This is a genomic window from Arthrobacter sp. ok362 (assembly GCF_900102785.1).
GTDB lineage: Bacteria > Actinomycetota > Actinomycetes > Actinomycetales > Micrococcaceae > Arthrobacter.
Genome location: NZ_FNGC01000014.1, coordinates 63,822 through 83,880, shown reverse-complemented (window position 1 = coordinate 83,880; position 20,059 = coordinate 63,822). Strand labels below are relative to the sequence as shown.

General features: G+C 60.6%; 20 protein-coding genes. 11 read left to right on the top strand and 9 right to left on the bottom strand.

What is annotated here, in order from left to right:
- Positions 1 to 10 precede the first annotated feature (10 nt).
- Entirely contained in the window at positions 11 to 1,171 is a 1,161-nt protein-coding gene (locus BLQ10_RS17525) for a flavin-containing monooxygenase (RefSeq protein ID WP_254785645.1), read from the top strand.
- A gap of 22 nt (positions 1,172 to 1,193) precedes the next feature.
- Here BLQ10_RS17525 and BLQ10_RS17520 read toward each other — a convergent pair whose 3' ends face one another.
- Complete coding sequence (locus tag BLQ10_RS17520; protein ID WP_091564252.1) at positions 1,194 to 1,961, bottom strand: hypothetical protein; 768 nt, start codon at positions 1,959 to 1,961, stop codon at positions 1,194 to 1,196.
- A 342-nt stretch (positions 1,962 to 2,303) separates the two neighbouring features.
- Between BLQ10_RS17520 and BLQ10_RS17515 the strand changes: the two genes are divergently transcribed.
- Complete coding sequence (locus BLQ10_RS17515) at positions 2,304 to 3,386, top strand: DUF4062 domain-containing protein (RefSeq protein ID WP_091564251.1); 1,083 nt, start codon at positions 2,304 to 2,306, stop codon at positions 3,384 to 3,386.
- A gap of 504 nt (positions 3,387 to 3,890) precedes the next feature.
- Here the strand turns inward: BLQ10_RS17515 and BLQ10_RS17505 are convergent.
- Positions 3,891 to 4,382: a hypothetical protein gene (locus tag BLQ10_RS17505; protein WP_091564247.1), complete on the bottom strand. Its 492-nt coding sequence runs from the start codon at positions 4,380 to 4,382 to the stop codon at positions 3,891 to 3,893.
- Positions 4,383 to 4,748: 366 nt separating this feature from the next.
- Here BLQ10_RS17505 and BLQ10_RS17500 point away from each other — a divergent pair, with 366 nt between their 5' ends.
- On the top strand, positions 4,749 to 5,000 hold the full coding sequence (locus tag BLQ10_RS17500; protein ID WP_091564246.1) for a hypothetical protein: 252 nt from the start codon (positions 4,749 to 4,751) through the stop codon (positions 4,998 to 5,000).
- A gap of 418 nt (positions 5,001 to 5,418) precedes the next feature.
- The gene (locus BLQ10_RS17495; RefSeq protein WP_091564244.1) at positions 5,419 to 6,069 is read left to right on the top strand and encodes a helicase associated domain-containing protein; all 651 of its coding nucleotides are present in this window, start codon (positions 5,419 to 5,421) and stop codon (positions 6,067 to 6,069) included.
- Between the two features lie 36 nt (positions 6,070 to 6,105).
- On the opposite strand, the gene BLQ10_RS17490 is transcribed toward BLQ10_RS17495, so the two are convergent.
- Positions 6,106 to 6,747 carry a hypothetical protein gene (locus BLQ10_RS17490; protein WP_139164277.1) on the bottom strand — a complete coding sequence of 214 codons (642 nt, stop codon included), beginning with the start codon at positions 6,745 to 6,747 and terminating at the stop codon, positions 6,106 to 6,108.
- Between BLQ10_RS17490 and BLQ10_RS17485 the strand changes: the two genes are divergently transcribed.
- Positions 6,704 to 7,807, top strand: a complete 1,104-nt coding sequence (locus tag BLQ10_RS17485; RefSeq protein ID WP_175558672.1) for a tyrosine-type recombinase/integrase — start codon at positions 6,704 to 6,706, stop codon at positions 7,805 to 7,807. The genes BLQ10_RS17490 and BLQ10_RS17485 overlap by 44 nt on opposite strands.
- A 58-nt stretch (positions 7,808 to 7,865) precedes the next feature.
- On the opposite strand, the gene BLQ10_RS17480 is transcribed toward BLQ10_RS17485, so the two are convergent.
- Positions 7,866 to 8,624 (bottom strand): DUF6308 family protein, encoded by a 759-nt coding sequence (locus BLQ10_RS17480; RefSeq protein WP_139164276.1) that lies wholly within the window; start codon positions 8,622 to 8,624, stop codon positions 7,866 to 7,868.
- Between the two features lie 471 nt (positions 8,625 to 9,095).
- On the opposite strand from BLQ10_RS17480, the gene BLQ10_RS17475 reads away from it, so the two are divergent.
- The gene (locus BLQ10_RS17475) at positions 9,096 to 10,541 is read left to right on the top strand and encodes a serine/threonine-protein kinase (RefSeq protein WP_091564237.1); all 1,446 of its coding nucleotides are present in this window, start codon (positions 9,096 to 9,098) and stop codon (positions 10,539 to 10,541) included.
- A gap of 958 nt (positions 10,542 to 11,499) precedes the next feature.
- Here BLQ10_RS17475 and BLQ10_RS17470 read toward each other — a convergent pair.
- From BLQ10_RS17470 to BLQ10_RS22130, 4 genes are all read right to left on the bottom strand, one after another.
- The gene (locus tag BLQ10_RS17470) at positions 11,500 to 11,826 is read right to left on the bottom strand and encodes a DUF2283 domain-containing protein (protein ID WP_139164275.1); all 327 of its coding nucleotides are present in this window, start codon (positions 11,824 to 11,826) and stop codon (positions 11,500 to 11,502) included.
- Positions 11,827 to 11,833: 7 nt separating this feature from the next.
- Positions 11,834 to 12,067 carry a DUF4258 domain-containing protein gene (locus BLQ10_RS23135; RefSeq protein ID WP_091564234.1) on the bottom strand — a complete coding sequence of 78 codons (234 nt, stop codon included), beginning with the start codon at positions 12,065 to 12,067 and terminating at the stop codon, positions 11,834 to 11,836.
- The gene (locus BLQ10_RS17460) at positions 12,067 to 12,477 is read right to left on the bottom strand and encodes a DUF6941 family protein (protein ID WP_139164274.1); all 411 of its coding nucleotides are present in this window, start codon (positions 12,475 to 12,477) and stop codon (positions 12,067 to 12,069) included. The genes BLQ10_RS23135 and BLQ10_RS17460 overlap by 1 nt, the downstream gene beginning before the upstream one ends.
- A 187-nt stretch (positions 12,478 to 12,664) precedes the next feature.
- Positions 12,665 to 13,645 carry an HNH endonuclease signature motif containing protein gene (locus BLQ10_RS22130; protein ID WP_139164273.1) on the bottom strand — a complete coding sequence of 327 codons (981 nt, stop codon included), beginning with the start codon at positions 13,643 to 13,645 and terminating at the stop codon, positions 12,665 to 12,667.
- A 183-nt stretch (positions 13,646 to 13,828) separates the two neighbouring features.
- Here BLQ10_RS22130 and BLQ10_RS17450 point away from each other — a divergent pair, with 183 nt between their 5' ends.
- The 3 genes from BLQ10_RS17450 (at position 13,829) to BLQ10_RS17440 (ending at position 16,073) form a co-directional block, all read left to right on the top strand.
- Complete coding sequence (locus BLQ10_RS17450) at positions 13,829 to 14,527, top strand: HIRAN domain-containing protein (RefSeq protein WP_091564229.1); 699 nt, start codon at positions 13,829 to 13,831, stop codon at positions 14,525 to 14,527.
- Between the two features lie 84 nt (positions 14,528 to 14,611).
- Positions 14,612 to 15,127, top strand: coding sequence for a hypothetical protein (locus tag BLQ10_RS17445; RefSeq protein ID WP_091564227.1), 516 nt, complete (start codon positions 14,612 to 14,614; stop codon positions 15,125 to 15,127).
- 289 nt (positions 15,128 to 15,416) lie between these two features.
- Positions 15,417 to 16,073, top strand: a complete 657-nt coding sequence (locus tag BLQ10_RS17440) for a helicase associated domain-containing protein (RefSeq protein WP_091564225.1) — start codon at positions 15,417 to 15,419, stop codon at positions 16,071 to 16,073.
- Between the two features lie 207 nt (positions 16,074 to 16,280).
- Here the strand turns inward: BLQ10_RS17440 and BLQ10_RS17435 are convergent, their stop codons facing one another.
- A complete protein-coding gene (locus BLQ10_RS17435) occupies positions 16,281 to 16,892 on the bottom strand; it encodes a hypothetical protein (RefSeq protein ID WP_091564223.1) in 612 nt (203 codons plus the stop codon).
- Between the two features lie 232 nt (positions 16,893 to 17,124).
- Here BLQ10_RS17435 and BLQ10_RS17430 point away from each other — a divergent pair, with 232 nt between their 5' ends.
- Positions 17,125 to 18,501, top strand: a complete 1,377-nt coding sequence (locus BLQ10_RS17430; protein WP_175558671.1) for an MvaI/BcnI family restriction endonuclease — start codon at positions 17,125 to 17,127, stop codon at positions 18,499 to 18,501.
- Positions 18,502 to 18,768: 267 nt separating this feature from the next.
- The gene (dcm, locus tag BLQ10_RS17425; protein WP_091564219.1) at positions 18,769 to 20,016 is read left to right on the top strand and encodes a DNA (cytosine-5-)-methyltransferase; all 1,248 of its coding nucleotides are present in this window, start codon (positions 18,769 to 18,771) and stop codon (positions 20,014 to 20,016) included.
- Positions 20,017 to 20,059 lie beyond the last annotated feature (43 nt).

Here is a 20,059-nt window from a genome sequence, read left to right as displayed (position 1 = left end):
AAGTGGCATATTGCTTCGGCGACTGCGTGGTGAGCGGGCATGGCAGGACCGCTGGGACGCGTTTTGCCTGAACACGCCGAACTTCTCGCTCGCGCTGCCCGGCATGCCGTATGACGGCCCCGCCCCGGAAGCATTCATGCTGCGAAATGACCTCATCGGCTATTTCCGGCACTATGCGGAGAGCATTGCCGCCCCCGTCCGGACGGGTGCGGAGGTCACTCGCATCGCGCCCGCGGACGGCGGCGGCTTCAACGTGGCCACAACCCAGGGCAGCTGGCGGGCCCGGAACGTGGTGCTCGCCACCGGCGGCTACCAGAAGCCGAAAATCCCCGCACTGTCGGCGCAACTGCCCAGCCCCATCCTGCAACTTCACACCGACAGCTACCGCAACCCGGGCCAACTGCCCGACGGAGCCGTGCTCATCGTTGGCACCGGCCAGTCCGGCGGCCAGATCGCCGAGGAACTGCTCGCCGTCGGCCGCGAAATCCACCTGGCGGTGTCCACGTGCCCGGAAGCACCGCGCAGATACCGCGGCCAGGACCTCCTCTATTGGACGATGCAGCTTGCACAATTCGGCCCCGACTACGGACTGAACGGCCTCACCGTGGGGCAGTTGCCCTCCCCCGCGGCGAGGTTCGCCTGCAACCCGCTGGTGTCCGGCGCCGACGGCGGCCACGATATCCACCTGCGGGACCTCGGCCGGCGCGGTGTCCGGTTGCACGGCCATTTGGAAGCATCCGACGACGGCGGCCTCGTCTTCAGTGATGACCTTCCGGAACGCCTGGGCCTGGTGGAGGCGGCGTTCTACCAGCGGATGAAGCCGATGTTCGACAGCTATATTGCCGCCACCGGCATGTCGGCACCGGAGCCGGAGCCGCCGCGCAAGGACGATTGGCTTCCTTCGGAGCCCGCGCGGCTGAATCTCGAAGCCGCCAACGTCACGTCGGTCCTCCGGCCCACGGGCTACCGGCTGGACTTCAGCATCTTGGACATCCCGGTGCTGGACGATTGGAACTACCCCCGGCACCACCGGGGCGTCACCGAACACCCGGGCCTGTACGCCGTCGGGTTGCCGTGGCTGACCGGGCACGGCTCGTCCATCGTGGCGGGCGTGGGCCGCGATGCCGGGTACATTGCGCAGCACATCGCCGGGAACATCGCCGCCCGGTGACGGCGACGTTCCACAGGGGCGGCTACCCAGCGCAAGGCCCGTCGAAGTCCACGGCCGCGGCGAGGCCGGCAGAGCTGAACCATTCCCTGGCCCAGGCCTGGACCGAGGGCATCGCGAGTTGCTCGGCAACACGCTCCGGCGGCCCGTCGAACACGGACTTCCCCTCCTCCAGGAGGTCCCCGGTGCCGCTGCTGGCGAGGAGCCCGAAGAGGGCAGGCTGGTCAAGGAAGGGAAGCTTCCCGCCGTCGCCGTCGGTCAGCACGCCCCAGCGCGAGGTAAACAGCGAAAACTCCTCCGGACGGTCCCCGAGGTCCGCCACGAGCGGGCAGGCTTCGCCGTCGACCTGGATCCGCCGGTAGTTGGGCTCCGTGTCGTCGAGGGCCATCAGCTGGACGTCGTCCAGCCACGAAAGCCAGACCGCCGTGCACTCTCCCAGCAGCGGATACGGGGCGGCGGCGATGTAGCCGGCCTTGCTCACGTGGGCGGAGTGGCCAACGGCGATGTTGTGGAGCTGCCCCCGGACCAGCGGCAGGACCGCGCTGACAGGCTGGTGGTAGTTGGCGAATTTCCTCCGCATCACGTCGGCGCTTGAATTCGAGCCGATGGCGACCACCAGGGAACGGGCTTCCAGCGGTGCCGCGCTGGCTTGCGCGAGGGCTTCATCCAGTCCGGCTGAGAGCTCAAGGGGCCGGAAGTCATTGCCGTCCATGACCCCCGAGGCCACGGGCGGGTCCCACGGATACAGCAGCGGATCGAGATGGCCGGCGCGGCCGGCCCCGCCCAGCCCCATGGAGTCAGCCGGGTGAAGCCGTCGGCATCCTGCTGGACTAATCAAGGTGGCCCGCTTTCGTGGTCGGGACTTCCATTGTCCCGCAATTTGGGGAACCGGACCCAACGTGGGTTCAAATCCCACCGTCACCGCCAAGGAAAACCCCAGGGAAACCGGGGGTTTTCTGCATTCTCAAGGTCATCGTGGTGCATTCTTGGTGCAATTTTCAAAAGATCCAGACCACTCCGAAGTTCTAACGCCCAGGCTCGGGTCTCACTGGAGGTTCCCCATCGCGCTGCTAACAACTGCGCTTCCCCCTGGCTGATGACATTGGAAGCCGTCCTGGTGTGCTAGACATCATCTATGGATCGCCGCTACCAAGTCTTCATCAGCTCCACCTTCACCGACCTCGTCGATGAGCGCAGGGAAGTCATCCAAGCTCTGTTGGAACTGGACTGCCTCCCGGCTGGCATGGAAATGTTTCCCGCCGCAGACGAGGACCAGTGGACGCTCATCAAGAAGGTCATCGACCAGAGCGACTTCTACGTCGTTGTCGTGGGCGGTCGCTATGGCAGCATGAGCGAGCTAGGCATGAGCTACACCGAAATGGAGTACGACTACGCTGTGGGACAAGGTATCCCCGTCCTGGGCTTCGTCCATGCCGACCCCGGAAGTATTCCGGCCAACAAAACCGAAATGGACGCTGCAGCACGAGAGCGCCTCGAGAAGTTCCGCGCCAAGGTCCAGACGAAGCACGTGAAGATGTACAACGGGGCGGAGGACCTGGGATCAAAGGTGTCGCGCGCGCTCAACATCGCGATGCGCGGTACCGACGCCGAAGGTTGGGTACGCGGGCGTTATGCCCTGACGCCGGAGGCCGAGACCGAAGTGGCACAGCTCCGCGCCCAGGTCGCCGAGCTAAAACAAGAGGCTCAATCCGCCAAGGCAGCGGAGGCCCAGATTCCTGACGACCTTGCCTCGGGTGACGACGTTTATGAGATGGAATTCCTTATTGACTACTACTCAGTCTCGGGACTGCGTGCTCAGGAAACCTTGTTTGAACCGGCGGAGATTCTGCAACACACAACCACGGTGCCCGTGACCTGGAATCAAATCATGGCCGAACTAGCACCGCGACTCGTAGATGAGGCAAGCGAGCAAGAGCTTGTCACCGCCCTGAATTCCTATGCTGAGCGGTTAGTGCTGGGCGATCACAAAGAACTTCTGCCGCCGTCGCTAGGTGAGCTCTCGGACGTCCGACTGTCAAGGCAGGCACTGGACGACATCCTCATGCAACTGTTCGCGCTCAACGTCACTGCTCACGGCACAAAGCCACGTGGAGTTGCGGATCGAAACAAGTATTGGCGGCTGACGGAAATGGGGAGAGATACCCTACTAAGACTGCGAGCCATCAAGAAGCCTGCCGCTAAACCTCTTGATACATAGTCACGGAGTTCTCCCTAGGTAAGGCGTCGGAGGACTACTCCAGTGCCGGAAGCTTTCTCTGGGCCAGTCGCTTCACGGCCTCGGGGGTCGGCCGGCCCCGCTGCTCGTCCAGGGCGACCCTCAACTGCGCGGCCAGGATATTGCGGCGTATGTGGAGCGCCAATTCCCTCCGAGCCTCCGGGTCCCTCCGGAGCGTCCCATCCGGCGTTCTCAGCGTATCGGAGGGCGACGGCAGCCGCGGGGGCGTTAACTGCGACAGTCGCACGACCGCTTCTGGCGTCTGTCGCCCCCGGATCTCGTCCAGGGTGACCCGAAGTTGGGCTGCCCGGATACCCCTCCGAATCCGGAGAATGGATTGTTCCTTGGACGCCCTGGCTTCCTTATTGACAGCGGACATGGGCTCGCCCTCTCTGCAGGTTGCGTTCATCATTCCAGAGAGGGCAACACCTTCCAAGGCTTCCCGTCAACGAGGCGGGAGCCGCCCCCAAAGCACTTCTACGTAGGCTATCTGTCTGACGCTCGCCCTCCGGGTTGCGAGGCCTTGCGCAGGAGGCGAGCGACCTCCGGCGTCATGGAGTAGCGCTCACCGTCCCAATCCCAGATGTAGTGCCAAGAAGTACCCCTTGGAGTGGTGTACACGGGAAGGCCCGCACGACGAATTGCCTTCCCCACGCCACCGAGAATGCCAGCTACCCCCGGAGCGCCTTTCGGATACTGGCTTAGATCGGCGAGTTCTTTTGGAAGGAGGTGCGCGGTCTCATTACGGGCCGCTTCTATCATGTGACGGAGAATGCCCTTTCCCGGCAGCGAGATCTCATCCCATAGTTTTGCGGCCATGGAAGGGGCTTCGTCAGTCTCAACCCATGAGGGAACGGTCCCGGACGGCAACAGGGTGGGCGCATCGGGATTTGGGACGTCGGCTACGAACTCTCCAAAGCGGATGTAGAACTCTTCCACGCGGTGATCGGGGACGTGGACGGTAACGGGAATAATCACTTGAACTCCAAGGTGGCTTGTAACTGAGGTTGACCCTCTGAGTATGACTTCCGTGAATGCCAGAGTCAAGCCCGGTTGCAACCGACCTTGATTTGGTCCTGCTCAAACCGTTGGGTGATGGAGTCACAACATAACGGTCATTATGTTGTGGATTGACTGCGCACTCTCGGGCGAAGAAGCGGCCAGCAGCCTGGTGGGTGTCAGGACGATCCGCCGCTATAGGAACCTGCGCCGACGAGGTTTTGCCGGCGGGTGCCGCGGGAGGATGGGCCCAGCTCCCGCGAGCCTAACGTCGCCTCATGCTCCCGGACCAGGTCCGAAGCGCCCCCCTTGTGAAATGGCGGAACGCCATGCAAGAGTGCGCCCATGAATGATTCCGCTGCTAAGGTCGCGCGCAAACTCAGCACAATTCCAGTTCGCGTGTCTCGCCAAATGAACGCCACCGAGTATCAGGTTCGCGTGGCCGAGGTCCTCAACCTTTTTGACATAGAAGCAGTGGGTGAAGAAACGGGTGTGCATTACGGGGGCGAGGGCATTGCGCTGGAAGATCAGCCTCTACTCGCGGCCATTCGCGTACTCATTGGAAGGCGGTTCGGCGTCCCGGACGATCTACAGTAGCCCGACAGGAGGTGCCCTTCGGATCTAATGTCGCGTTCCCTGGTCTTGGTCCGGACGAAGGGGTGGCATCGGTCGTTCCAGCCGTCACACCGGTCCTGAATCAAACTGCCGTTTTCACCTGGCCGGAGCTGTAGGGGTTCCACCAGGTTCACCCCCCACTTATACGGAGTTCTAGGGGGTTATAGGGTTTTTCCTATAACCCCCTATAACTCCGTATAACTTCGTATAAGTGGCAATAGTTGGACATGGAGTGCCTCTGGGCGGTGCTGGTTTGGTTGACGATGTCTGGTTTGGATGTCCCTGTCGCGCGGGGGTGGATGCTGAACAAATTGCTCAGTGTCAGAGTCACGACCCGGACGCATAAAAATATCGCCCCAGTGGAGGACCGATCCGATGCCGTGGCAGGATGGCACCCATCATGGACAGGCAGTTGCGGCGCGCTCCTGACGCGGAATGGGTGTTGATGTACCGGCTCGGGCTGAGCCGGAAACGCATCGCTGAGCTGGTGCGCGCCGAGCCCGCCACAGTCGGTTACCACCTGGTCATCGCGCGCCGCCGGGACCCGGAGCTTGAGGCAGCACATCTGACCGCCGCCGGCACCAAATCCAGCCCCTCCCCTGCGTCCCTTGCCCGCATGGATGAGATCATCGCCTGGATTTCGGCCGAGCACCGGTTCCCCCGTGACCGCTCCGAAGACAAGGGGGAACAGTCGGTGGCTAGGTGGCTCTCGGACCGACGCCGCGAAGCAGCCGGAGGCACCCTTCACCCGGCCTACCGTGACGGCCTGGCAGGGATGTCCGGGTGGGCCGAGAACCCCAGGGCAGCGGCCGACGACGCCCGGTGGCACGACCGTCTCGCCCAGCTCGCCGACTTCCGCGCCGGAGGTAACGACTGGCCACGCCACCGAAATTACGCCTCAGACCTGGAACATACCCTCGGAGTGTGGGTCCATGCCCAGCGGCAAAAGCGCCGCCGCGGGGAACTCGACACTGAAAAGATCAGGCTCCTTCATGACACCGTCCCAGGCTGGCAGACGGGACGGACCCGCGGGCGACCGGGCCGCCGATAAACACGATCCTCCACCCCTGGCAAGCTCCCCAACTGTCTAGTAAGATCCGCCCAGCTCACGGAATAGCTGCTCAATGGCTTCCTTGGAGGTTGCCGCGGCCAACTTTTTCTCCAGGCTGTCGTCGGTTTGGCCGGAGAGCTGGATGGCCAACAGCATTCCCGCGGTGTCCTTGATGACGATGGCAGCCCGGCGGAAATCCCCGTCGTTTTCCCGGACGTACCGCGCCAAGGCAGCCCACTTTGGTGAAGTGTCCGCCAGAGAGTGATTGTGGGGATCCACCAGGTCAATGGCCACCCCGCCATCACCGTCATCGTGGAAGAACAGGAAGTCCGGATAGAGGTTCTTGGACACTTCGGAGTCCAGATAGTGCACCGACAGGGCATGGCTGCCGCCCACAGGATTGCGGTACCACCCCAACAGCGAGCCGGAGGCCTGCTCGGCTTCAAGGACACTCTCCTCCCATCCGGTGAAGGTGTCGGGGAACAGCCTGGTTTCGGGCAGCGCGTAGAGATGTCCCGCATACAGCGGGAGCTCCTCGACCAGGCCGGTGTCCTTGTTCAGGATCTCCGTTTTCTGGGAGATCGTCTCGGGCATACCGAGGTCGCTGGCCAGTGCCGAACCGATGGGGGCGAAGATGGTTTCAAATTCCTGGCGCTGCGTCGGCTTCAGGCGTGCCACCGAGCCGGCCGTGTTACGCCGCCAGGATTCCACGCGTGCGCCGCACTGGGCTTCCAGCGCTTCCCTGGCCTTCGCGGCCCGTGCCAGGGCTACAGTCCGGACGGAGCTCGGCGTCCAGTGGCTCGAACAGCACAAGCCGAAGATCACGCCATCGAGTTATCATTCCGTTGAAAGCGCCTGGCGCATCCACGTCAAGCCGAAGTGGGGCAGCTACGCGGTCGGGGCAATCACCAAGCGCGACGTACAGGCGTGGCTGAATGAACTAGGCGAGAAACGATCTCACACGACCGTTGCCCGGGTCCGCGACCTCCTAGCTGGCATCCTCGACCACGCCGTTGAAGACAACAGAATCACGAAAAACCCAGCGCGCGACCTCACGATCAAAAAGAAGCCAATCCCCGATGAGGTGTTCCTGTCGCATTCCCAGGTCGAGGCACTGGCGCGCACATCGCGGCACCCCGATCTTGTACTGTTCCTCGCCTACACAGGCCTCCGGTGGGGGGAGGCCACGGCGCTGCGGGTGCGGAACGTGGCCCCCAAAACACGCCGAGTAAACATCCGGGAAGCCGTGGCCGAGGTCAACGGCAAGGCCGTACTGGGGAGAGTCAAGAACCACGAGAGACGCACCGTGGCATACCCGGACTTCCTCGACGCCGCGGTCACGGCTGCATGCAGGGGCAAAGGTCAGGAAGACCGCCTGTGGAACTCCGAGGAGGGCGGCTACCTGCGGCCAGGCAATGCTGCTTCGGGCTGGTTTGCCGGGGCTGTTAAGCGCGCCCAGTCAGCCGATAAGACATTCCGGCGAGTCACTCCCCATGACCTGCGGCATACGGCTGCTTCGCTTGCGATCAGCGCTGGGGCCAACGTGAAGGTAATCCAGAGGATGCTCGGCCACAAGTCGGCCAAAGTCACGCAAGATACCTACGCCGCTCTGTTCCCCGATGACCTAGACAACGTCGTTGGCGCCCTCGGCCGGCAACGTGTGGAGCAGTTACGAGACAAAAAGATCTTTGAGACTACTGATGAAGAAGGTCAGCCACAAATGGCGACGCGTATCTGAACATCAATAATCGTGCTGGTTCTATCGATTTCAATCCGGCCCTTTTAGGTGCCAGGAATTACTGCAGCGTTACCGGGTCCAGGCGCACCGTCCGATACTCCTCCGGCCCGCGGTGCAGCCAGTAGTTCGCCGGGCTTCCTGGACGAGGCATGCTGTCGTCCTGAGAGGTCCAGATGATGATGTCCAGCAGCCGCAGGTCGGTTGCTTCGCTGATACCCGGCACCGAAAGCGAGACTTCCTTCCGGATCTGCTGGAGTTCCGCCGACTGATGGCGGAGAACGGTACGAAGTGCCAGCAGGGTTTGCTGAATACGCTGCCAACGCGGTTCCTTGCCCGAGCTGAACCCATTCCGGGTGAATCCCATGGCCATCGCAACATAACCGTCCAGGACCGGAACCGCATCTGGCCTGTACAGGGCCAGCATCTTCGTGATCTTCGGAGCCCAGACCCCCGAAAAGCCGAAACGACACAATCGAGTAAGACGATCGACTTCACCATCATCCATGCTGAGGAGGTCCTTGGCGGGCAGCGCCCGGAGTCGCTCCACCAAATCCGACCGGAGCTCGTGTGTGAAGCCGGCTACGTCCGCAACGGAAAGTCGCCCGGCCAGCGTGTCGGCCCACAGAAGTGACCAAGGAGCGATCTCGTTAAAGTGTCCCCGGCGACGAGCCATCGCGCCGAGCATGTCATAGGTCTGCCATCCACTCTTCGGATGAGTGCAAAAAGACACCACTCGTGCCACCGCGTCATGTAATGGAATGCTTCCTATGCCTCCGGGCATACCCGGAGAGAGATTTAGGCAAACACTTTCGCTCATCGGCTTCACCTTCGCGTGATCCTTGGATTTGGTTGAGGAGTCGCCAGCTAAAGCACTCAATGAGAGACCAAAGACATACGGCTGCGCTCCTACAGGAATCCTACCGAGAGTCAGCTCATCATCTTCCAAAACCGATGCTCACGGCGTTTTGACGCTGTTGAATTTCGGCCAAGGCTTCTGCCCTCTCCCAGGAGCTCGGGACGAACCAATGTAATCGTCTCGAACTCTGCAAATTCTCTGGAATCATGCTCATTGGAAGCCAACTGCCAAAGAGACCATCACAAAGGGTGGTGGTATTTGCTTGACGCGCGCAGCCTGAGGCCCGGAGGCGACGCATCACTATGAAAGCCAGGAGGTTGATTTGATTTCTCGTGGCTTACCCAGCCGTCCCGACTGATTGACCCTGCACCGCTTGACGACACTGTCCTAGCGGTGCAATAGCTGCAAAGCACACCTTGGTACCCTCAACCCATGACTAATAACTGGGGCAACGCCACCAACGAGGATCCTTGGGGTCAGCCCCCCATGCCGGAAGCCGACCCTTGGGGCCAGCCTGCACCCGATCCTTGGGGTCAAGCCACCCCAACGCCAATGCCTGACCCCTGGGCACAGCCCGCCCCCGCCCCCCGCGTGATGAGGTTTACGAAAAAGGACCTGATTGCCCGCCATGGCCAGGGCGAAGTATGGCGTGCCGAGTTAGAGGGGTCTGAGAAGCAGTATGCACTGAAGGTTCTCCTCACAGGCCCGCACGATGGGGATGCCGAGAGTGCTAAACGACGTTTTGGGCGTGAGGTCAGGGCACAGTCCACATTGACTCATCCAGGGATAATGCCAGTCGTTTCCTCTAACTTTGTGGATTCTCCTCCGTGGTTTGTTATGCCCCTGGCCGCCGGATCTCTGAGGGATATTTTGGTGTCTGGCAAGACCCTCTCAGAAGACGAATGCACCGCCGTCATCCTTGAGGTTGCAGAGGCCCTCTCTTTCGCTCATCAGGACGGTGTCATTCACCGCGATGTCAAACCCGAGAACATTCTGCGATTCAACGACAGATGGGTTCTTTCTGACTTTGGGCTCTGCCGCGATTTTGGTTCCGACAGCACGACATTCACTAAGGCAGGGGGTGTACTTGGCACCCTGCCCTACATGTCCCCAGAGCAGTGGACGGATCCCCACAATGTCAATGCGTCGGCTGACATCTTTGCCATGGGGCGCGTATTTTATGAATGCTTGACCGGCAAAGTCCCATGGCCCAGCGTACAGATGGACCTCGTGCCCGATCGATTTAAGTACATCATCACCAAGTGCTTAGCTGATCAACCGGCTGGGAGATACGTCTCGGTAGAAGCCTTCATGACGGATCTACAAGCGCTCACAGGATCCCAAGATGACCTGGCTCTCCCCATAGACCATGCGCAGAAACTCGCGGAGGACGTCTTGGCCGGCCACCCCGATGCCGTCAGCCGACTAATCCGATTCGTCCTGACAAACATCTCAGATGACATCTTCCTCGGAGGATTCCTTCCATCAGTGACCCCTCCTGTACTGGCATCAATTCACTCCCATGATCAGAGTGCCTTCACCCAGATAGTCAGCGCATTCGACAAAGTATGCGCCGGAAGCCATCCCTTCTCTTGGACGGATTCAGCCGCCCGGTTCCTTGAGCGCGTTTTCCGTGTTTCGGACGACCCCGCCGTTCGTCAGATGGTGTTGGGGCGCATACTTCGGTTGGGTACCGAACACAACCGCTGGGCCGTCCGGGATATCTACGTTTCCGTCATCAGTGGCTTGACCTCTCCTCAGGACATCCTCATGGTGGCGGGTCAGTTGTCTGATTACCCGGAAGGGGCGACCTTCGTTCGCCACGTGGCGGATACCGTCTCGCTCCCTCCCCGCATCGTCGCCGCCTTAGCGGCATAGCTGAGGGGCCGGCTTAGCGCCGGCCCCTCAGCTTCTCCCGACGTTACCGATGACGACGGGCAGCGATAGACGAGTGACCCACCGTGGTGCATTTTGGTGCAGTAATGCCTGTGAGCACCCGTGCTTTCCTGTGAGCTAGATGGCAGAGATCGCTGAACTTGCGGGGCTTTCGACACAACACCCTGACCCGGCTTGACCTCCGAAATGGGTTCAAATCCCACCGTCACTGCCACGTAACGAGGCCCCTGCTTCCCTTTGTTTACAAGGGAAGCAGGGGCCTTTGCTTTGCCTTGAATGGGCCCTTTGGCAAAGAATTGGCAAACCTTCCAGCGCCACGGGAGCCCAGCCGCCAACCTTGCCCTACAGCCCAGGGCCCGGGGGCAGTCACGGCATTCCCCGGCAAGAAGCATGCATTTCCTGAAAGTTATCAGATTCGGTTGGTGCCTTGGGTTTCCCGCCTTGTCCCGTATCAGGCGTGACACCCAGGTACGAGGACACCACAGGGACCACCGGTCCCGAGGCTCTACCTACGCGTATCTGCCAGAACAACGAGGCGACAATCCGGGGATTTATTACGTTATCTCTTTCCTGAAAGAGACTACGAAGGCCGAACGACTCCCCCTACTGCCAAGGAGTCGTTCGGCTTCAGTGTGTGGACTAGACCTTGCTGGTTCCGCTTATGTACGCGAACGCCTCGGCCCAGTCTCGCGCTTCCTCGGACGACGAACTAGACATCACTTTCTCGAGTAGGTACTTTTTGGCTGCAAGGACAGTCTCAGTGTCGTCCTGGATGGTCGGTTTTACGTCGTACCGCGATGGGATGGTCACAATGTTGTTCCTATTCTCATTTGGGTCCACGGACTGCGGCACCCTCAGCAAACAAGAATAGCCATCGCCCGGGTTTTAGGGCGCTAAAAAGCCCCGACCCCAAAGAAAGGGATCGGGGCCATAAAGCTGACTATGCGTGCGCGAGTCGCCTTGCACCGGAGGTAGCGGTGTCGCTATCTGAACCGCTGGTGACGCTTATAAAACCGGAGACGCTTGGCCGAACGAGGCGCAGAAGCTCTACTACTTCCGAGTGCACATGAAATTCCGTGTGCAGACGCGTAAATGGAATTTCAGCGGAAAGTTCCAAGACCTCAACGCCCACTGCAATATTGAACTCATCAAGGTCCAGCAAAATAGCTTCAGTTACTTCAACAGTCCGAACAACCTTGTTCTGACTAAGTTCGATGTAGGCGGCGTCGGCTTCGTGGTCAATATGAACGCGCATTTTTGGATTCACGGATTTATCATCCTTCCTTAATAAACACAGTCTTAATTCTAGCGATCGTGCCGTCACGCATGTTCCCGACTATGCAGATCTGAAGCGTATCACCGCTTGGAGTCTGCCCGATATAGCAGGTTCCAGACGGCGTGGCCGGTAGGGACGTGTGGTGATTGAACAACACAGCCTCAGCGTCTTCCTTACTGATGCCACGCTCGGCAGCCCGTTCCAAGGCGTGCCTCGTCCAGATGATTCGCATCACTTGTGCTGTTCAATTGCCTGAGCTTCGAAAGCAAGGCGACGGACCTGCTCCCCCTCGACGTAGAGGAATACCTCGTACAACCCAGGGGCGATAAGCGGGACCTGCATGGTTATCGCGAAGAGCAGGCCCACTTTCCCATCGTACGGTCGAACGTGGGGGCCGTGGTCCAGCTCCATGTCGACGCCTATGGTGTAGGCCTCGTTTGGTGGAACTACCTCGATGCGAAGAGGAACAGTGTCGATGCCCTCAGGTGCGCGGAGCCGTCCGGCTACGGACAGCATGTGCGTTGAAGGAAAGACGTCAGTGAAAACATAAGTGTAGCTGGCCCCGACGACAGTAAGTTTGTTGTCGATCACCTGCGCGTAGTCCGCTACGAACGCATAATCGAGCTTTATCTCTGTACCCACGCCCACAGCCTACCTGCGGGGAAGTTAAATCCAACCAATGACAGGCGAATGGCCCGCGCGATCTCTGCCCGTGGAGGGAGACGGCCAGCGGCCAGGCGTTCACCCGTGCCCCACAGCAACCAGTCGTACTTTGTCCCAAATACCCATCGGAGTTCCCCTTTTAGTTGGCACGAGCGTATGCAGCTTTTCACTGTTTACCCCTGAATTGCTGCCAGTGGCGGGCAAGCCATTTGCAGTGGGCGGAGGTCACCGTGACCGCGACCTGTTGGCCGTGCAGGCGCCCGTACTCAGGGAAGTCACGGACCGAAGGGGCCACATCTATGGTCAGTGTTTTGGGGTCAACGGCAAGCTGACCGGCGTCAAAGAGCCGATGGATGTCGCGGCGTAGCAAGAGCCCGCCTTTTTCGTAGTGCTCCCCGGTAGCGGCAAAGCTATACAGGTGACCGGCCTCAAGCGCGGCGGGCGGAGCAATGCCCGTCATCGCGCACACCGGGCCGAGGTCGGCCAGGAGGCTGGCCCGGAAGGCAGCCTGTCCCACACGGACGCGGACGACGGCGGACTTGTGTCCACCTTGAATGCTGGCTGCTGCCTTGTCCAGCACTTGGAGCGAATCGGCCAACGATGGATCGGGCAGGGCAGCGACAAAATCGTTCCAGCGGAGTGGGCGCAGACTATGTATAGAGTCCGGTTTCTCCGTGAGCTCCCGCAGCTGATAGCGGTCCAAGGCTCCATCCAGCTCGACCCACGCCAAGTCGTGCCGGGAGCGGTAGGTCGTCACTGGCGTCAGAAGTGTAGTCGGTTCGGAAAACGGGTTATTGCATATATAACACATACCGTCAGAGCCGTTTTTCGGACGCCTGATTTTTGCCCTGCCGCAATTAGGATTAGGACACCGATAAAGGGGCTTGATATCTTCCCCCTTTGCGATGTCTTGGATTACCGAGGCCCCGAGCAACGTCTTTGAATTCCACAGCACCAAGCGGTCACCCACCGCAACTTCTTTGCATCGCTCGACAGTGCTGTCCCAGCTGTAATGCTCTCGAGGCTTGTCGTCGTACCCGGCGTTACCGCCATGCGAACGCTTCTCAACCGAGAGCGCAAGCCAAGCTCGAGGTGCGGAAGCAGGACTGATGAAGCCGGAGGGCCCGGCTACTGTTGAGGGCGTCATGCCTCACACGTTAGCGCGTTGTCTGGCTGGAGCAGGCGTGGACATATTCTCGCGCGCGCGACCCCCGGGTATCGCCTAGGGGGAGACGGATCACTGCCGGCAACTCGCGTTTTCTAGCCCAGACCCAGCGATTCGGACCCCCTTACCCCAGGGGAGACGCTGCCGGGCCGTTATAGTCAGGCCATGGGGATATGGGAGCGGTTCAAATCGGTATTTGCTAACGACAAGACAACAGCGACGCCGGAGCCGGCTCCCGCGTCGACAACAAATGTCCGGACCGGGCCGGCTCTAGAACTAGCCGACGAACCCGCGCCGGCCATAGTCCGCAGCTACAAGCAGACCGACGCGACGGCCAGGTTCTACGACGCCGAAAAGACCCGTGCCAAGGCGGCGGGTCAGACGGTCAAGGGTTACAGAGCCGGCTATATCCCGGCCGAAAAGGCGAAGGCGAAACTGGTGGCCGGGCCTGACGGTATGCCGCCCCTGAAGCTAGTTTCTTCGAATAATGGCATGGACTTCGCGCTCCCTGACGGGCAGCTTGTCGATTACAAGACCTTGTCTCTGCGGCATTTCAACATTTTCGCGTTTCGCGTCGTCGGCATGGGTTACTACGACGATGTGGACAAGCCGTTCAAGTTCCGTAACGGCCAGCGTGTGGGTATCAAGCGGGAACCGGACAACGAACACGACGCCAACGCGGTGGCCATTACTGTTGACCGCGGGGCGACGAAGGTCGGGTACGTCAATAAGCAGCGAGCCAAGTGGGTTTCAGAATTGTTGGACAGCGGAGGGGAGTTGGAGGGTATAGTGCTGCAGACGAAGTCTTCACCGCGTGTTCTGCTGACGACGCCGGCGATGCTGGCATACCTTCAACGGCCCTAGAGGCAAGATCCAGTACGCAACGAAGGCCGGAGTCACAGGCATCAGTCAAAGCTGGCTAAGGAAGCCCTGGAGCTGCAAGCTGTATTGGCTGACGCGGCACTAGAGGAGCAACGTCTTCAGTCGGCGGCAGCTTTAAAAGCCCAGAAGGACATCCTGACACAGCAGCTCCGGGATCAACGGGCAGAAGCCAGCAGGGACAGGATGATTGTCGCCGTCACAGACATGATCGCTGCGGTGCACCAAATGAGTATTGAATACCGGCGCGACCGTGAAACTCTGCTTGCCAACTACCGTCAGGCATATTCGGCGGCGCACCGTTGGGCCATTGAGGACGCCGGCGAGCTGGACCTCATCCTGCTGCTTGCGTGGCCGCAGTGGTTGTATGAGCTGAGGATGGCGGCAGACGCAGACCACGAGAACGAAGCCGCCAGGAACGCGGCGTTCGACGCCTTGCAGGGCGCAAGCAGCCGTTTTCAGGTGTTGGCCAGCCAATGGCCGAACGCAACGGGGGATCAGCGGAAGAAGATCAAGGACAACCTCGCGGGGGCTCTTCTCATGAGGATTGCCAGTAGTTCGAAGGCGGCTGAAACTCCAGCCTGAGTCTCGATCTCATCCTCATGAGATTTGTTGTACCTGGGCAAGACGCTCCCGCCAAAGCCATACGCACCTCCTCTGGGTAGCCACGACCCTACAACGGCCGCGGAACTGCACCCGGTAACAACGGACAGCAGCCAGAAACTTCGTAGACAGGGCAGGGCCAGGGTGTCCGGAGCTCTGCGACGGCGCGCCCTGACCCCACAGCCGACCGCGACAGCCGACGCCCGAAGGCCGTGTCCGTGGATCCGCGGTGACCGCCCGAATCGTGGGAGGTCGTGGCAGGATGTCGATCATGGACAGGCGGTTGCGGCGCGCTCCTGACGCCGAATGGGTGCTGATGTACCGGCTCGGGCTGAGCCGGCAACGCATCGCTGCCCTCGTCCGCGCCGAGCCCAACACCGTGGGATACCACCTGGTTATCGCTCGCCGCCAAGATCTCGGCCTCGAGGCCGAGCACCAGGCCGCCGCCGGCGCCGCGCCCGCTCCTTACCCCTCCCCCAAGGATCTCGCCCGCATGAAAGGGATCATCGCCTGGGTCTCGGCCGAAGGCCGGATCCCCGAGGACCGTTCGGGTGACCGGGACGAAAGGTCGATGGCCCGGTGGCTGTCCGGGCGCCGGCACGAAGCGGCCGCGGGGACCCTGGACCCGGCCTACCGTGACGGTTTGGCCCAGGTGCCGGGGTGGCAGGAAAACCGCAGGGAATCCGAGGACGAAGCCCGCTGGCACCGCCGCCTCGACCAGCTCGCGGCATACCGCGAGGAAGGCCACGACTGGCCCCGCCACCACGACTATGACTCAGTGCGTGAGCACACCCTCGGAGTCTGGATCCATACCCAGCGATTCAAGCGACGCCGTGGCGAGCTCGACCCTGCGAAGGTCAAGCTTCTGGACGCCGCCGTACCCGGATGGCAGACGGGGAGAACCCGCGGCCGCCGTCCCCGGCGATGACCCGAAGGCCGCGCCTGCCCGGCCGGCCGGCGGTCATGACGTCACGCCTGCAAGTAGACTCAGATTTGGCTATTCAGTCCCCCAGCGTGGAGAGCCGGAGCCTCCGCGCTTGAGTCCTTGGACTCGCGCGGAGGCTTTCCTCATACTCCCGACCGGCTGACTGCTAATGCGGGATCTGACGAAATCCAGGTCGACGGCCGGTCAGTCTCAAACTTCAACCTCGACATCCTGAGTGACTTCAGCGAGCTCCTCGTGGCCGTCGAGCTTCCACTTGAGGCTGGATGAATCAGTGAATGTGGCAAAGGTGCGGGCCTTCGCCCAGGCCAATGCCTCGTCTTCGTTACCCAGCGGCCATGCCGCTCCGGAAATCTGCCAGAAGATTCGAGCACCCCGAGTAACGGGTCCGTAGTTAGTGTCGGCGAAGTCGTCCATGCTTACGGTGAATCCGTCCGGTTTGTCCGGATGCTTGAACTCTACGTCTGCGTATTTGATATTCCTTGGGAAGATAAGGCGGCACGTCACAACAAATGGCGGCTCGTTAACGAACTGAGAACCCGGGTCAGCCTTGCGACGGCCAGCAAAAACGGCGAGCTCGACAGCCCTAGCGTCCTTTTCCTTCTCCTCCAGAGCCGTCGCCGCCCGCTCTTCCAATTTTCTGCGTTTCTCGGCTTCTTCGGCCTCTTTTGTCTTGTTGTGCTGCTCTAGCTGCGCGGCGACGGACTTCCTTTGGACCCGGAGAGCGGCGATCGCACCCACAAAGCCCAGGAACGTCACGGCAGCACCAACCCAGTCCGCAACAGGGCACCACTCGGTTGCCATAGGTGCGGACTCACGCGCTAGTTCGGTGCGCTGGCGGATTCGGCAGCGGCGATCTGCTAAGCATCGAAATACTGGCGAGTCAGGCCCGCCGGCACCCACTCCACCTTTCGGACCGCCACGCTCCGCCGCGAACCGCTTGCCACGCATGGGCTCCTGGAAAACATCAGAGTTTGCGGCGACCCGAGCACGTCAATGCGTAAATGCGACGCACAATGCATCTAATGTGGCCCAGATGGATGAACGGATATGGCAGGACACGATCAATCTGGATCAAATGACTGCGTTGCTGCAAAGTCAAGGTTGCAGTGAGGTCTTCCTGAAATTTCTAGCGCCAAATGACAACTCCAAAAACCAGATCTATGCTCCAGGTGACATCACCACTTTCTCCATGTTGCCTTTGCAGAGCGGCACCCTGGCGCGAGAATCACACAGTCGCCATAGCGGTGAGACGGACTTGGTCTACCGTTCTCACGTGGACTGGAACTGGGTATCTCCAGAGGGAACCATCCCGGTGTCTGGCGCCCAAGTCATCTACTACCCGCAGTATCCGGAGGTTCGCCTCTCAGGCATTCTCGGTCGCCGACCCGGCAGGCCCACGATACTTTTCAATGAGCGGAGGAGAGGGCGGGAGCCCGGGAGAATTCTTGTCTTCGGGGTTGGACATGCCAAGAAAGTCTTCGCTCTGATCCTGTCGCAACACAGCCCCGCTGCTGCTGAACTCCGCATCGTCAATGTAAAGGGAAGTCCTCTATTCGTTCCGTATTTCCTCGGCACACCTCCCGTTGGAATGACAAATCGGGAGCTACTGTTCGCCGAGCTCTCACGAATACATCACCTCAAGTGGACCCCCTCAATTGCCCTAGAAAAGGACGGTCAGATAAAGGCGTGCCGAGGGAACACCTGCGGCGGCATGACCCTCGAAGCTCACCTAGGCGTCAACCGAAATGCCAAACCTGATCCGGATTTCGCTGGCTGGGAGGTAAAGAAGTTCAAAGTTGCCGGCTGGGAGCGGAAGCCAACGAGTCCGGTGACACTCCTCACCCCGTCACCCGACAAGGGCGCCTATTCGGAACACAGTCCCGAGGAGCTTGTCCGACGATGGGGGACGATCCGGACGCGGCAGCGAATCGACTTCAACGGACGGCACCGCGCCCTCAAACGAAACGGATCGACCCAATTAACCCTTCGGGTCGAAGGCTATGACCCGAACAGCCAGATCATTACCGGGAACGGCATGATTGGGCTGTGGGACGACCGGACGGGGGAATTGGCTGCTGGCTGGACCTTTGAAAAGCTCATCGATCGCTGGGGGCGTAAGCATCGCCAAGCGGTGTATGTCCCCGCACTGGATCGTTCCGAACCCGACCTCGAGTTCGCCTTCGGCCGTCGCGTCAAGATTGGCGAGGGAACAAGCTTCAACCTGTTTATTTCCGCAATGGCGCGGGGCCACATTTTCTACGACCCAGGCTCGCACATCGAACAGCTCGACGATGGCAGCTGGGACAAGCACCATCGGCACCAATTCCGGGTGACCCACACCCAGCTGCCCACGCTTTACGATGTATTTGAAACGGTCGACATACTCAGTCCGGTCACTTCACCCAACTAGATTGCTTGGCCTCACGTGGTCCTATCGGGCGGGATCGGCGACGTCACTGGCAATTTCGCAAGCGAGATCATCGTTTGCGTCGGTCGCCAATGGATGTGGCGGGAGTTGCTCAAACAAGACTGTCAGACCAACGTGAGATGCTTCCATGCGGCAATACTTCACAAGCTGGAGCCACGGGTGGGAATCTACCGCCCGTACGGCGCGGCGATTCTCGTCTGGGTCATTTGTGCGACAGAATGTCAGGTGAATCGCCCAGATAGGACATTGATGGACACTGCAAATAATCTCCTCAGCCAGGCACGCGCCCGGTACACCCAACGACAGCTCGCTGATCAGCTCAACGTCTCCGATCGGACCGTGGCGCGCTGGGAAAGCGGTGAGACGGCCTGCCCGACCATGCTCGCACCCGCCTTGAAAGAGCTGCTGGGTCTCCGGACATCCGCGGGCGCGGATGACTTCAAGTTCATTGACCTCTTTGCCGGTATCGGCGGCATCAGGAAGGGCTTCGAGGCCCACGGCGGCCGCTGCGTCTTCACCAGCGAGTGGAACAAGTACGCCGAAAAGACCTACCTGACCAACTTCCCGGACGATCAGGCAGACTCCCACACGTTTGTCGGGGACATCCAGCCTTACCCCGCCGAGGAAGTCCCGGACCATGACATTCTGTTGGGCGGTTTCCCGTGCCAGCCGTTTTCCATCGCCGGCGTAAGCAAGAAGAACTCCCTCGGGCGCCTGCACGGCTTCGAGGACGCCACCCAGGGCACCTTGTTTTTCGACGTGGCCCGGATCATCAACGAAAAGCGCCCGGCGGCGTTCATGCTCGAAAACGTCAAGAACCTCCGGTCCCATGACAAGGGACGGACATTTGCCGTGATCATGGAGACCCTGCAGGAGGAACTCGGCTACGAGGTCCACGTGAAGGTCATCGACGCGATCAACTTCACCCCGCAGCACCGGGAGCGGATCATCATCGTCGGCTTCCGCGAACCCACGGACTTTAGCTGGGAGGATCTGGAAGTCCCGCCGGTCGGGCCGAAACTTCACACGATCCTGCACAGGACCGACGGCACTGAACCGTTCCTCGAATGGGACGGAGACCGTTTCTTTGATCACGAAAATGCCGAAGTGCAGCCCAAATTCACCCTGACGCCGAATCTGTGGGCCTACCTGCAGGCCTACGCTGCCAAGCACAAGGCTGCCGGCAACGGCTTCGGCTTCGGACTCGTTCACCCGATGGGAACCTCACGGACACTCTCTGCACGGTACTACAAGGACGGCTCAGAGATTCTCGTTGCACAGGACGGGCTCCGCCCCCGCAGGCTCACCCCCCGCGAATGCGCACGCCTGATGGGTTATGAAGACACCTTCAGGATCCCCGTCAGTGACACCCAGGCATACAAGCAGTTCGGCAACAGCGTCGTCACGCCCGTGATGAGCGAGATCGCCCGAATCATGACCCCGCACGTACTCAAAATCATGAACCAGCCCGCCGCTGTGGAGTCCCTCTCAGCCTGACCTGCGCCATGTGTGCGGCCGTGTCGTGGCGCCCGTCTGAAAC